The sequence below is a fragment of the Trinickia sp. Z7 genome, from assembly GCF_056498045.1.
Genome location: NZ_JAUEQW010000005.1, coordinates 345,361 through 358,209, shown reverse-complemented (window position 1 = coordinate 358,209; position 12,849 = coordinate 345,361). Strand labels below are relative to the sequence as shown.

13 protein-coding genes and 1 pseudogene are annotated in these 12,849 nt (G+C 63.8%); 3 read left to right on the top strand and 11 right to left on the bottom strand.

The genetic code is table 11. The features are described 5' to 3' along the window. Window positions 1–133 (bottom strand): annotated as a pseudogene (prpB, locus tag QQS38_RS12405) (methylisocitrate lyase); the annotation flags it as partial. A 129-nt stretch (window positions 134–262) separates the two neighbouring features. Between prpB and prpR the strand changes: the two are divergent. The 3 genes from prpR to QQS38_RS12390 all read left to right on the top strand — a co-directional run bounded on the left by prpR (window position 263) and on the right by QQS38_RS12390 (window position 3,216). Next, entirely contained in the window at window positions 263–2,350 is a 2,088-nt protein-coding gene (prpR, locus tag QQS38_RS12400; RefSeq protein ID WP_479645668.1) for a propionate catabolism operon regulatory protein PrpR, read from the top strand. 28 nt (window positions 2,351–2,378) lie between these two features. Further along, window positions 2,379–2,807, top strand: coding sequence for a CopD family protein (locus QQS38_RS12395; protein ID WP_479645667.1), 429 nt, complete (start codon window positions 2,379–2,381; stop codon window positions 2,805–2,807). Between the two features lie 169 nt (window positions 2,808–2,976). Then, entirely contained in the window at window positions 2,977–3,216 is a 240-nt protein-coding gene (locus QQS38_RS12390; RefSeq protein ID WP_479645666.1) for a hypothetical protein, read from the top strand. A 76-nt stretch (window positions 3,217–3,292) separates the two neighbouring features. Here QQS38_RS12390 and QQS38_RS12385 read toward each other — a convergent pair whose 3' ends face one another. From QQS38_RS12385 to QQS38_RS12340, 10 genes are all read right to left on the bottom strand, one after another. Then, a complete protein-coding gene (locus QQS38_RS12385) occupies window positions 3,293–3,997 on the bottom strand; it encodes a glutathione S-transferase N-terminal domain-containing protein (RefSeq protein WP_479645665.1) in 705 nt (234 codons plus the stop codon). 367 nt (window positions 3,998–4,364) lie between these two features. Next, window positions 4,365–4,682: a DUF971 domain-containing protein gene (locus QQS38_RS12380; RefSeq protein WP_479645664.1), complete on the bottom strand. Its 318-nt coding sequence runs from the start codon at window positions 4,680–4,682 to the stop codon at window positions 4,365–4,367. Next, a complete protein-coding gene (locus QQS38_RS12375; RefSeq protein WP_479645663.1) occupies window positions 4,679–5,659 on the bottom strand; it encodes a HEAT repeat domain-containing protein in 981 nt (326 codons plus the stop codon). The genes QQS38_RS12380 and QQS38_RS12375 overlap by 4 nt, the downstream gene beginning before the upstream one ends. 46 nt (window positions 5,660–5,705) lie before the next feature. Next, window positions 5,706–6,494 carry an ABC transporter ATP-binding protein gene (locus tag QQS38_RS12370; protein WP_479645662.1) on the bottom strand — a complete coding sequence of 263 codons (789 nt, stop codon included), beginning with the start codon at window positions 6,492–6,494 and terminating at the stop codon, window positions 5,706–5,708. Continuing rightward, window positions 6,491–7,354, bottom strand: coding sequence for an ABC transporter permease (locus tag QQS38_RS12365; RefSeq protein WP_479645661.1), 864 nt, complete (start codon window positions 7,352–7,354; stop codon window positions 6,491–6,493). Before QQS38_RS12365 ends, QQS38_RS12370 begins: the two co-directional genes overlap by 4 nt. Window positions 7,355–7,458: 104 nt before the next feature. Beyond that, window positions 7,459–8,871: an ABC transporter substrate-binding protein gene (locus tag QQS38_RS12360; RefSeq protein WP_479645660.1), complete on the bottom strand. Its 1,413-nt coding sequence runs from the start codon at window positions 8,869–8,871 to the stop codon at window positions 7,459–7,461. A 47-nt stretch (window positions 8,872–8,918) separates the two neighbouring features. After that, complete coding sequence (locus tag QQS38_RS12355) at window positions 8,919–9,164, bottom strand: 4Fe-4S dicluster domain-containing protein (protein ID WP_479645659.1); 246 nt, start codon at window positions 9,162–9,164, stop codon at window positions 8,919–8,921. Window positions 9,165–9,215: 51 nt separating this feature from the next. Further along, the gene (locus QQS38_RS12350; protein WP_479645658.1) at window positions 9,216–10,955 is read right to left on the bottom strand and encodes a fumarate reductase/succinate dehydrogenase flavoprotein subunit; all 1,740 of its coding nucleotides are present in this window, start codon (window positions 10,953–10,955) and stop codon (window positions 9,216–9,218) included. Window positions 10,956–11,194: 239 nt separating this feature from the next. Then, window positions 11,195–11,551 carry an antibiotic biosynthesis monooxygenase family protein gene (locus QQS38_RS12345; RefSeq protein WP_479645657.1) on the bottom strand — a complete coding sequence of 119 codons (357 nt, stop codon included), beginning with the start codon at window positions 11,549–11,551 and terminating at the stop codon, window positions 11,195–11,197. Next, window positions 11,548–12,735 (bottom strand): cytochrome P450, encoded by a 1,188-nt coding sequence (locus QQS38_RS12340; protein ID WP_479645656.1) that lies wholly within the window; start codon window positions 12,733–12,735, stop codon window positions 11,548–11,550. The genes QQS38_RS12345 and QQS38_RS12340 overlap by 4 nt, the downstream gene beginning before the upstream one ends. Window positions 12,736–12,849: the final 114 nt, after the last annotated feature.

The following is a 12,849-nucleotide window of genomic DNA, read 5'->3' as shown; positions in this document are numbered from 1 at the left end:
CGCCGCCGGAGAGGTAGACGGCTTTGAAGCCGGTGGCTTGCGCCATCTTGGCCGCATAAGCGGTGATCGCGCCGACGACTTGCAAGGGCTGCTCTTGGGCAACGGCGGCGCGAAATGCCGCGCCGGCCTGCATGGGTTGCTGATGTTCGGTGTTCACGTTGGCTCCCGGAAAGGTGCTCCCTTAGAGCAAAGTGCGGGCCACCCTGTCCTCGCTAAGGTAACGCATTGATTCATAAGGAAAGATGGGAGATGGTAAGGTGCGATGGATTTCACTAATGAAATTTTAAATTTCAAAAGTGGAGCGGTCGCGCGCATAATGCGAACTTCGTCCGCCGTGTGTGTCGTTGTCCCACGAGGTTGCTCAGTGAGCCGTCTTTCTTCCGACCCATCGTTCCAAGTTCCCGCTCGCCCTCGCATCTGGGCGTTCGGCATCAGCCGATTGCGCGATCTGTTGTTCGACATCGCGGGCGAATACGAAGCGCTTGCCGATTTACGGGTGATCGCTCGCGCCTACGACGATGCGGTCCGCGAAGTCGAGGCGGCGGGCGAGCGGCGTCCCGATGTCGTCGTCGCGGGCGGCTCCAACGCCGCATACCTGAAAACGCGCTTGTCGGTGCCCGTGGTGCAGATCAATCCGACAGGCTTCGACGTGATGCATTCGCTCGCGCGTGCGCGGCGTCAGGGCCAGCGGCAGGTCGCTCTCGTCAGCCCCGGCGAGACGCCGCAAGAGGTGCGCGATTTCGTGGTGGCGTATGGGCTGGACATCGTGTTCGAGTCGTATCGCTCCGCCGAAGATGCCAGCGCGTGTGTGCAGGCGCTGCGCGAACGCGGGGTGGGCGCCGTAGTGGGGCCGGGGCTGATCGCCGATCTGGCTGCCGCGGCCGGGATCGACGCCGTGTTCCTTTACTCGCATGCTTCGATTCGCCAGGGCTTCGAGACCGCGCTCGAACTGGCCGAAGCGACGCGCGCCGAGGCCAAGCGTCGCCGCCACATCGACAACCTGCTTCAGCATCTGCGCGACGGTGTCGTTGCGCTCGATGCCGGCGGTCGCGTCGAAGCGATCAATCGGCGCTTGGCGCAGGCGCTCGACATCGACGCGGCGCGCGCCGTGGGGCGCTCGCTCGGCGATCTCGCCCCCGACCTCGCACGCAAGCTGCCCGATGCCGATGGCGATGTGCTGGTCTCGATTCGCGGCGTCAGCTATCTCGTGCACCGCGGACCGCTCGCGGGCGACAGCGGCGAGGATGGCGCCGTCTTGACGTTTCAGGAATCGCGCGCCGTCGAGCGCCTCGATCGCACGTTGCGGTCGAAACAACTGACGCATCAGTTCGCCGCCCGCTACCGGCTCGACGATCTGATCGGCGATAGTGCGCCGGTGCAGCGGGTGAAGACGCTCGTGCAGCGCTACGCCAAATCGGATGCGACGGTCCTCGTGCTCGGAGAGAGCGGCACCGGCAAGGAGATGGTGGCGCAAAGCATTCACCGGTTGAGCGCGCGGCACGAGTTTCCCTTCGTCGCGATCAACTGCGGCGCATTTCCCGAGGCGTTGCTCGAAAGCGAATTGTTCGGCTATGAGGAGGGAGCGTTCACCGGGGCGCGCAAAGGGGGCAAGGCCGGCTTGATCGAAGCGGCTCACCGCGGCACGTTATTCCTCGATGAAATCGGCGAAATGCCGATGCCGCTGCAAAGCCGCCTTCTGCGCGTCCTTCAGGAGCGCGAGGTCGTGCGGCTCGGTTCGACCGAGCCGATGCGCGTCGATATCCGCGTCATCGCCGCCACCCATGGCACGCTGACAGAGCGGATTGCGGGCGGCACCTTTCGGGCGGATCTGTATTATCGTCTCAACATTTTGAGCATGGCGCTGCCGCCGCTGCGCGAGCGAGCCGGCGACATCATGCCGCTCGCCGTGTCGCTGTTCATGCAGGCGGTGCAACGCGAGCCGCGGCTCGCCGCGCGCGTTCGCGGCAGCGAGGCAGCGCTGCGCTTGTTGGCGGGCGTCGAGGGTGTGCTGTGCGCGTATGCGTGGCCTGGCAATGTGCGCGAGCTGCAAAACGTCATCGAACGAATCGCGGTCGATCTGGCCGACATCGCCGCACCGCCTGGGCATGCGGCACCGCTCGATGTCGAGGCAATGCGCACGATCGCGCCCGAGCTGTTCGCGCGCCGCTCGCCGGAGCGCGATGAGGGCGCCGACGCCGCGACGACGCTGCGCGAACGAAGCCGGCACGTCGAAGCCGAGGAAGTGCGAGCCGTGTTGGCCGCGTGCAACGGCGATCGAGATGCGGCCTGTCATACGCTAGGGATAAGTAAGACTACGTTGTGGCGCAAGCTCAACGGTAAGCGCAGCTAAGTACAACCATTGGAACGAGAGGCGATCGATGCTTTATCTTTGGCTCAAGGCGTTGCATGTCGGCGCGGTGCTGGTGTTCATGGGCGGGATTCTGGCGATGTCCGTGGTAGCGGTCATACTCACGCGGGCTAGCGACAGTGCACCGCAAGAACGTAGCGATTTGATCGATGCCGTCATTCGCTGGGACCGCCGCTTGTCTTCGCCCGCGCTGGGGCTCGTGTGGGCGTTGGGGATCGCGCTCGGCGTCATGGGCGGATGGTTCAGCTCGCCATGGCTGATCGTCAAGCTCTGCTTTGCAGTGTTCTTGTCGGCGTTGCATGGCATTCTGTCGGGCACGCTGCGTCGAATGGGGCGCAACAAGGGGCGCACTGCGCCGCGCAGGCTGCGTGCTGTCCCGGCTGCGATCGTTGTCAGTGCGATCGCGATCGCCATCCTCGTGGTGGTCAAGCCTTTCTGACGCTGCCGCGGATACGCCGACGATGGGCGGCAGCAAATCCCAACCGATGGTAAGCGGCACGAGCGAGTGTGCATCGCGGCATCTCACCCGCGTCGGTAGGTGTGTTAGCTTTAAATCCGAATCCGCGCCCCTACATTCGGGCAACCGACCGAACAAACAGGTGTCATCGATGAAAACGAATCGTAAGAAAATCATGCTGTCCGCTGCGCTGCTCGTGCTTGCCGCATCGGGGACGGCCGCTCAGGCCAAGGGCTGCGTCAAAGGCGCAGCCGTCGGCGCGGTGGCCGGGCATTACGCCGGGCATCATGCCGTCATGGGCGCCGTTGGAGGCTGCATCGTCGGGCGGCACATGGCGAAGAAGCAAGACCAAGAGAGAAAGGCCGCGCAGCAAGCGGCCCAAGCGCAGTGATTGGGTAGGCGCTGCGCTTGCGTGGCTTCCACCGGTGGCAGGGATGCTCGCAAGCGCGGCGTCTCGCCGGTAGCGACTAACCGCGGCTCGGAATATCGAGGCCCTTGATCACGGCCGGCCGCGCGAGAAAGACGTCGAGCGCGCGTTGCACGTGCGGGAAATCGGCGAAACCGACGAGCTCGCCCGCTTCGTAGAAGCCGATGAGGTTGCGCACCCAAGGGAACGTGGCGATATCGGCGATCGTATAGCTGTCGCCCATGATCCATTGACGCTCGCGCAGCCGGTCGTTCAACACATTGAGCAAACGGCGCGATTCGGCCACGTAGCGATCGCGCGGCCGCTTATCTTCGTAGTCTTTCCCTGCAAATTTATTGAAGAACCCCACTTGGCCGAACATCGGGCCTATGCCGCCCATTTGGAACATCAGCCACTGAATGGTTTCGTAGCGGCCTGCTTCATCGGCGGGAATGAATTTGCGGCTCTTGTCGGCCAGATAAATCAGAATTGCGCCCGATTCGAATAGCGCCAGCGGTTTGCCGCCGGGGCCGTGAGGATCGATGATCGCCGGAATCTTATTGTTCGGGTTCAGCGAAAGGAATTCCGGCGACATCTGTTCGTTTGCGTCGAAACGCACGAGATGCGGCTCATAGGGCAGCCCCGTTTCTTCCAGCATGATCGAAACCTTCACGCCGTTCGGTGTGGGCAGCGAATAGAGCTGGATGCGGTCGGGATGCCGTGCCGGCCATTTGCGGGTGATGGGGAAGGCGGAGAGAGCGGTCATTCAGTGTCCTCGAAAACGACGGCGACGTTCGATGGCGGCCTCGACGCGAGCGAAACCGCCCGGAGAAAAACCAAGCGCAGCAGGGATTCTAAACGCGCAACGAGGCGTCTGCTGGGCGACGTTTCGAACGACGGGCGAGCCGAGCCCGATGAGACGACAAGATAGATGCCGTCGCTGCGCGCGTGGCGCGAGAGTTCGGGCGAGAAAGGGCGAACGGCGTGGGGGAATCGCCGCGTGGGCGCAGGGACGGAGAAGAAGCGGTGTTATGGCCGATGTGGGGAGGCGTGCGGCCGAGCGGAGAATCGAAACGCTTGCATCGAGCAATCTGCCTGAAAGAGGCAGTGAATCGGACCTCGGGTTTGCGCGGTCACGGCGCGGGCGCGCCGCCCGGCTCCGAGGCGTCGGACGCCAATGCCAACAGGTAGGGCCATGGATAGATCCCCTGAGCATGTCCATCGCTGAAGCCGATTTGCACGCCGTAGCCCATGGGCTGCAGTTGCTCGACGTGCACGCGCTCGGTCGGTTCGACATGGCAGCCTCGCCGGCTCGAGAGGCGGCACTGCGCGCAGGGGCATGCCCGCCGCAGTTGCGTCGCATCGAGCACTCTATCGTGGCCGTCGCCTCCCACCACGATGACACGGCGAGCGCGGCGGTCGATTTTGATTTCGGCGATGGCTGGGGTCATAGCTGCGTCTCTTCGATTTGCGCGACCGCAATGCGAGCCGATTTGCGTACATCGGGATCGGGATCTCGCAGCGCCTGCTGTAGTGCAGCGAGCGTCTCGCGTACGCCGAGCTCGCCCAGCGCAAGCGCGGCCTCCTTGCGCAGATTGCTGATCGGATGACCGAGCAAGGCCGCAATGGATGCAGCGGCATGCGCATCGCGCAATTGTCCCAGCGCGCGCACGGCGCGCAAGCGGACTTGCCAATAAGCGTCGTTCAGCGCCGCCATCAACGGCTCGCGTGCGGTGCTCGGCCGTAGCTTGCCCAGTGTCGTGGCCGCTTGCTCGCGCACTTGCCAGGCCGCATCGCGCAGTGCGGCGAGCAACGCGCAGACGGCCTGTGGATCGGTCGCGGACGCGAAGCCGAGCGCACTTGCGGCAGCTCGCCGCACGCTCGGTTCCGGATCGGCCGCCGTCAGCGCGGCAAGCGTCGCCAACGCGCGACGGTCCTTCAGCCAGCCCAGCACGGCAATGGCTTCGATCCTCACGGCGGGCGCATCGTCGGCGAGTGCGCGATCGGCGACGCCGAATGCATCGGCATATCGCAATTCGCGCAAGCCGCGCAAGACCGATACTCGAACGAACGGTTCGGGCCGCTGCGCCCACCCTAGCAATACCAGCGCCGAGCCGGCGTCCTTCAATTCGGACAAGCTTAGCGCGGCGGCTTCGCGAACGGCTTCATGTGTGTCCAGCAACGCGCCGCATAGGGCTTGAACGACATCGTCTCGCTCCCAGTCGCCGAGCACGCGCGCGGCTTGTGCGCGAACTTCGGGCGATGCGTCGCCTTGCAGGCTCGCGATGAAGTCGGGTACGCATTGCGGGTCGCCAAGGTCGGCGAGTTCGAGCAGGGCGACGCGACGGACTTGAGCATCGGCGTCGTCCAAGCGCGCCGAGTAGGACGCAACGGCGGCGCTTGGGGCAGTAAAGGGCAACGCAGTCATGTCGATGGGCTTCGATGAAAGTTTGAGGATCGGACAACGCGCCGCGTCACACCGGCGTGCTCAGCCAAGCCAAGCACTCGCGCTTGATATCTACGAACGCAGGATCGAGTGTGGCGGCTTCGGTGCGCGGCCGTGCGAACGGGACCTCGAAGTCGGCCACGATGCGCGCTGGCTGCCGCGACAGCACGACGACGCGATCGCCGAGGAACAGTGCCTCGTCGATGTCGTGCGTGACGAAGATCACCGTGGTGCGGATGCTCGCCCAGAGATCGAGCAGCAGCGCCTGCATCTTTCGGCGGGTCTGGGCATCGAGGGCGCCGAACGGTTCGTCCATCAGCAGCACGCGGGGGCGGTTGATGAGTACGCGAGCGATCTCGACGCGCTGTTGCATGCCTCCCGACAATTGCGCCGGATAGTGCGATGCATAGCCGCCTAGGCCCACGAGATCGAGCAGGCGCTGGGCCTCGCGTCGCCGCGCGGCCGCGCCGATGCCTTGCATCTTGAGCCCGAAGGCGACGTTGTCGATGACGCGTTTCCACGGAAACAGCGTGTGCGTCTGAAAGACGAGGCCGCGATCGGGATGCGGATGTTCGACTCGCGCACTGTCGACGTCGACGTATCCTTCCTTGGCGGCAATGTGCCCCGCAATCGCCGCGAGCAGCGTGGATTTTCCACACCCCGACGGCCCCAGCACGCAGACGAATTGACCCGGCGGCACATCGAGATCGACCCTGTCGAGCGCAGCCACTCGCCTATGCGGTGGCCCTACTTCGACGGTCAACGCGCGCAAAGCGACGTGCGCCGACCGATGCCGTGCAACGGACTGGACCGTCATCGTTTTTCTCCACGCGGGCGATACCAGGGCGTCAACAGCAGGCCCAGCCGTTTGACGAGCGCACTGCTGCCCATGCCCAGCGTGCCGATCAGGGCCATGCCGACGACGATGTCGGCGTAGTTTTGCAAGGTGTAGGACTCCCACGTGAAGTAACCGATGCCGTACTGTCCCGCGATCATCTCGGCCGTGACGAGGCAGAACCATGCGGTGCCCATGCCGATCGCGAGCCCCGTGAAAATCGCGGGCGCCGCGCCCGGCACGATCACCTCGATATAGAGCGCGATCGGCCCCGTGCCGAGGCTGCGCGCGGTCGAGACCAGACGCTGGTCCACCGCATCGACGCCATGCACCGTATTGAGCAGGATCGGAAATAGTGCGCCGATGAACGTAATGAACACCATGCTCAGCTCCGAGGACGGGAACATGAGAATGGCGAGCGGAATCCAGGCCACGGCGGGGATCGGCCGCAGCATCTCGAGGGGCGGCAGCAGGGTGTCTTCGAGCAGCCGATGTCGGCCGATGGCGAGCCCTAACGCCACCCCCGTCACCGCAGCTGCGCAAAAGCCGCTCAGCACACGAACGACGCTCGCCGCCAAATGCATCGGCAGTTTCGGCGAGTGCAGTTGCGCCGCGAAGGCTTGCATCACGTCGATCGGCGAGGGCAGATTCGAAAACGTGACGATGCCAAGCGACACCCGCAGATGGACGAGGGCTTGCCAAAGCGCGATGCAAACCAGCACGGACGCAACGCGCAGTAGGCGGCGCATGGTATTCGATGCGGTGCGCCGGCTAGACGCGCGCGGCAAGCCCCGGCGTAGCGGGCGTGCGCGGGATTCGGCTAAATCGAGTGTGGCTGCCATGCAGGTGAAGCTCCCGGTTCAGTGGCTCCAACGGCGCGTTTGGGCGATCGATGGAGAAATCGTGGTGCGTGCGCCGACTTGCTTGACAGCGCAGAGGGGGTGGTTCAGCGCGCCGCGACCGACTTCTGCGGCAGCGCCGATACCGCCGCATAGTCGAGAACCTTGCCCGATACGCGCTGCGCGTAAGCGTTCGCCGTCGAGCGCAGCCAGAACGCCACGAGCGCCCCGCGCTCGGCCTTGACGTACCACGCTTGGTTCGCAAACAATTTCAGTCCGTCGGCGTGGTCATGCACGAATACCGCGCGCACCTTGGCGCCGCCATGCCGCAGTCGGTCCAGCGCGGCGAACGCCTCGGCGGGGTTCGCATAATCGCGCACGCGCGCTTCGTCTTCGAGCCATACCTGCGCGACATCGTTGAATTCGCGAATCGGCTTGCCTGTCGCCGCGTCGTTCGCCTTCAAGGGCGACTTCGCGTAGTTCGCGAGCGCCGCGTCGTAATCGAGCCCGGACTGCTTGAATGCTTCGCGGATATAGCGATCGTCGATGAAGGTGTCGGCGCTGAGTGTGGTGTCCGTTTTCTTCAGCAGCTTGAGCGTATCGATAGCGGTGCCGAGCGCACGGCGGTATTCGGGCTTCCATGTGAAGTCGCGCGTCTGGATCCCGAGTGGTCCGTGAAAGAGATAGTCCACCGGCGCTTCGATGCCGGCCACTTTTTGAATCAGAAGACTGTATTTTTCCGGGTCTTCGGTCATCAGGCGATTCGCTTCGATGGCCGCGCGCAAATACGCGACGACGATTTCCGGGTACTTCTGCGCATACGCTGCGTCGACGAGCGCGCCATGGAAGGTAGCGGCATGGCTTTGCGCGCCGTCATAGATCTTGCGTGCGAAGCCGCGATAGGGGAATAAATCGGCGAACGGGACGAAGTCCGCATGCGCGTCGATCTTGTTCGCCTTCAACGCACTGCCGGCCACTTCTGGCGCTTGCGTGATGATGTTCAGGTCGGTGTCTGCGTTCCAGCCCTGAGCCTTGATGGCGCGCAGCAGCATGCCATGCGCGGTCGATGCGAATGGCACCGAGATGGTCTTGCCCTTCAAATCGGCGATCGTGCGAACGGGCGAATCGAGCGACACGACGATGCCGTTGCCGCTGCCTTCGATGCTCCCCGAGAGAACCGAAATGAAGATGCTCTTTTTGCCGGCCTTTTGAAACGCCGCGCCGTTCAGGGACCCGGGGAAATCCGCCATGGCGCCGAAGTCGAGCTTGCCCGCGACCATTTCGTTGGTCATCGGCGCGCCCGACGTGAAATCTTTCCATTGGACGTCGTATCGGACGCCTTGGTATTTGCCCGAGTGCGGTAGGTACTTGTCGAGCAAGTGCAGTTCGCGAATCAGCAAGCCGCCCGTCGCGCAGTTGATCGTCGTATCTTGCGTGCCGATGGCCACGCGTATGGTCTGCGCATGGGCAAGCGTCGCGGCCGCGCCGACGATTGCCGCAACGACGGATCGCAATATCATCCGGTATCGATGGTTCATGATGTTGCCGTGAGCAACGGGCTGATCGATCAGCGCAGCAGGTAAGGGATGTCCACCTTGACCGCGCCGGTGGGGCAATCTGCCTCGCAAGGCATGCAGTACCAGCATTCGTCGAACTGCATGTAGGCCTTGCCTTTGGTGAGGTCGATGGCGAGCAGGTCGAGCGGGCAGACGTCGACACAGACGGTGCAACCTTTGTCGGCGATACAACGCGATTCGTCGATGGATACCGGCGCGCTGGCGCGCTGGAAGATCTCGTGCGGGGTATGAGGCATAAAAGCGGAATCGTTTGGTTGGTTGCGGTTCGGCATAGGTCTACGAGGGCGTCAAGTCGCCTGCGGCGCGGGTTCGTGCTCACGAATGCGCAGCGCGTCATAGGCGGCGCGCTCTTCCTTTTCGAGCGGCACGATGTATGACTCGACCGCACGTTTTGCCACGATCATGTCGCCGTTCTCGCCCTTGTACAGGTGCGTGTGGCAAAACCATCGAGCATCGTCGCGCTGCGGATAGTCCAAACGATGGTGGTAGAGCCCCCAGCGGCTCTCCGTGCGAAACAACGACGCGCGCGCCGCCATTTCAGCGCAATCGAGAATCGCGCGCACTTCTGCGGCGCGCATCAGCTCATGCGGGTTGTTCGCTTTGATGGCTTCGATGTCTTCGGCAATCTGGGCGAAGCGGCGCAAACCGATCTCCATCTTGAGTGCGACTTTGGGCGGCTGTAGATAATCGTTGACGAGCCGCCTGAGCTTGTATTCGACTTGCGAGGGCGCATGCCCGTGCTCGCGCGTGAGGGGCGACAGCACGCGAGCGCGTTCGGCTTGCACTTGTTCGGAATCGACTGGCGCGAGTTCGCGACCGGCGACGTACTGCGCGGCATGTTCGCCGGCGAACCACCCGTACGTGAATGCGCCGAGCATGTAGTTATGAGGCACAGCGGCCATATCGCCGGCTGCGTATAAGCCGGGGACGCTCGTTTGGGCGTGTTCGTCGACATACACGCCCGACGCGCTGTGACCGCTGCAAAGGCCTATCTCCGAGATATGCATTTCGACCATCTGCTTACGGTAGTCGGTGTCGCGTCCTTCGTGGAAGCGGCCTCGGCTCGGGCGCTCGTTCGTGTGCAAGATCCGCTCGATCGTCTGGATGGTTTCCTCTGCGAGGTGATCGAGCTTCAAGAAGACGGGGCCGTTTCCGCTCTGAAGCTCTTGATAGAACTCCCACATCATTTGGCCGCTCCAGTAATCGCATTCGATGAAACGTTCCCCCTTGCCATTCGCCGTGAAGCCGCCGAGCGGCCCCGTTACGTAGGCGCAGGCCGGACCGTTGTAATCCTTGATCAGCGGATTGATTTGAAAGCATTCGAGATTGGCGAGGGCCGCACCCGCGTGATACGCCATGGCGTACCCATCGCCGGCGTTGGTCGGGTTCTCGTAGGTGCCCATCAAATATCCCGAAGCGGGCAAGCCGAGGCGGCCCGCCGCACCGCAACCGAGGATCACGGCCTTGGCGCGCACGACATAGAACTGGGCCGTGCGGCAATCGAAGCCGAGCACGCCGCATGCGGCGCCTTGCGCATCGGTCAGCACGCGCGTGACGACGATGCGGTTCGTGATCGCAACGCGCGAGCGCTTCAATTGGCGATACAAAATCTTCTTGATGTCGTGGCCTTCCGGCATCGGCAGCACGTACGAGCCCATGTGATGTACTTTTTTAACGGCGAAATCGCCGTTACCGTCCTTTTCGAACTTGACGCCCCAACGGTCGAGCTGCTCGATCGTCGCGAAGCTGTGCTTCGCGTAGGCGTAGACGGTGCGCTGATCGACGATGCCGTCGTTCGCGATCGTGATTTCTCGCGTGTACTGCTCCGGTGTGGCGTGGCCGGGGATGACGGCATTGTTCAGGCCATCCATTCCCATCGAAATTGCGCCGCTGCGTTTCACGTTGGCCTTCTCGAGGAGCAAGACACGCAGGTTCGGCGCGCGCTCTTTCGCTTTGATCGCGGCCATGGGCCCGGCGGTGCCGCCGCCCACGACGACCACGTCGTAATCGAGCACTTCGATATTCATGACGTCGTCCTCGCGGGCTTGCGCGCCATGTGTCGGGCGATGCATAGCCTGTGCTGGGAGAGAGCGGGCGGACGCGAAAAAGGTGCTGGAGAGGAGGCGGGCATGCTGGGCTGGTCGTATCGAGACGAGCCCAGTGTAGTTTGCGGCGTGGAAGCGGCGAACCAACGAATGTTGCTATCGATTCCACGTGGGGAGGATAGGCGCCGAGCGGACGGATGCGACCGCTCGGGCGTACCGCTTCACTGCGCAGTTCGATCGTGAACGCGGCGGCTGTCGACGGGCGCTTGCTCGCGCTCGGTCATGCCATAGTCGCGCACGACGGCTGCGATTCGCAGCCGATAGTCGGCGAACACCGACTCGCGTCCTTTCGCCTGGGCATGGCGATGCGCCTCGACGTTGCGCCATTGCGCCACGGCTTCCTCGTCGGCCCAAAACGACAGCGAGAGCAGCTTGGTCGGATCGCTCAGGCTTTGGAAGCGCTCGATCGAGATGAAGCCGGGGATGTCCGCGAGCAACGGCTTTAGGCTCGCTGCAATCTCCAAATATTCGTCGCGGTGGCCAGCCTTGGGGGTGACTTCGAAGATGACGGCAATCATGATGGGCTCCTCTCGTAGAATTTGAAGCTCGGTATGCGGGCGTTGAGCGAAGGCCGATAGGTCCAGCTCAGCGAAGGGTTGGCGTGATCGAATCCGCTCTCGAGCAGCGCCGATACGACGCCCGCCGCGATGGCCATTGCGATGGCCTCGCCCGGGCAGCCATGACGTGCGGCCCCGAAACCCGGCAGCGGTGCGCTCGTGCGCTCGGCGATGAAGCTCTCGGCGTTGTCGTAGGCATCGTCGTCGCGGCTGGCGGCTGCCAATACGACCAGTACGGCATCGCCCGGTTGCAGCCTCACGCCTTCGATCTCGACGGTATCGCGTACGAAGCGGCGCGTATTGTGGACTGCGGGATCGAAACGGGCCACTTCGCGAACGAATGCATGAATGTCGATCCGCGCGGCGCGCAGTTGGGCGGCCACGTCGCGATACTGGACGAGGGTGACGACGCTGTTGCCGATCAAGCCGGCTGTCGCGTCGAACGTTTGCGAGAACAGCCCGACCAAGTTGGCGACGAGTGGGTTCGGCAGATCGGCGCTCCTGGTCAGCCCCCCGGCGACGATGCGCTCGAGCAGCGGGGATGCGGCCGTGCTTTCCAGCGTCAGCGCATGCAGGTCCGATTGCATTCGCAAAGCGGCCTCGTGCGCTTCGCGCAACGCTTCGGCGTTCGATGCCGGAGACAGACACGCTACGAATCGGCGTACCGTCGCTTCGAGGGCGTCGTCGGCCGGCAGTCCCAGCAACTCGGCGACGATTCGCACGGGTAGCGCAAACGCCAACGTGTCGAGCAGCGCGGCGTCGCGCGCATCGAAACGCCTGATGAGGGTGGCCGCTCGATCGCTGGCCGAACGAAACAGCGCGCCGATATCGACCGAACCGAGTCCGTTGACGAGCGCCTGCCGGGCGAGGCGATGGCTTTCGCCCTCGTTCATGCGGGCTAGCCGCGCGAATACCTCGCCCGCCGGCCGCCCGGCAATGGCAGGCGGTACGGGCTCGCTCATCGGGCGCACCGTCAAGCGCTCATCCCCCAGCACGCGGCTTACCGTCTGCGCGCGGGCCGCCACCCACAGGTTCGATGTCTCGTCGCGTACGAGCGGCGCGCGGTTGCGAAGCGCTGCATAGTACGGATAGGGATTGGGGTGCGTGACGGCTTGCAGCGGATCGGTCGGGTGCGTCTGCGTCATGGGGGCCTCGTCGATGAATCGATGAAAGCAGTGTAAGTCGCAGACCATCGTCCATGTTTCAGCGGGAGCCGAAATGTGCCGCGTCGCGGCGGCCCGAGCCGGAGCGACTGCCGT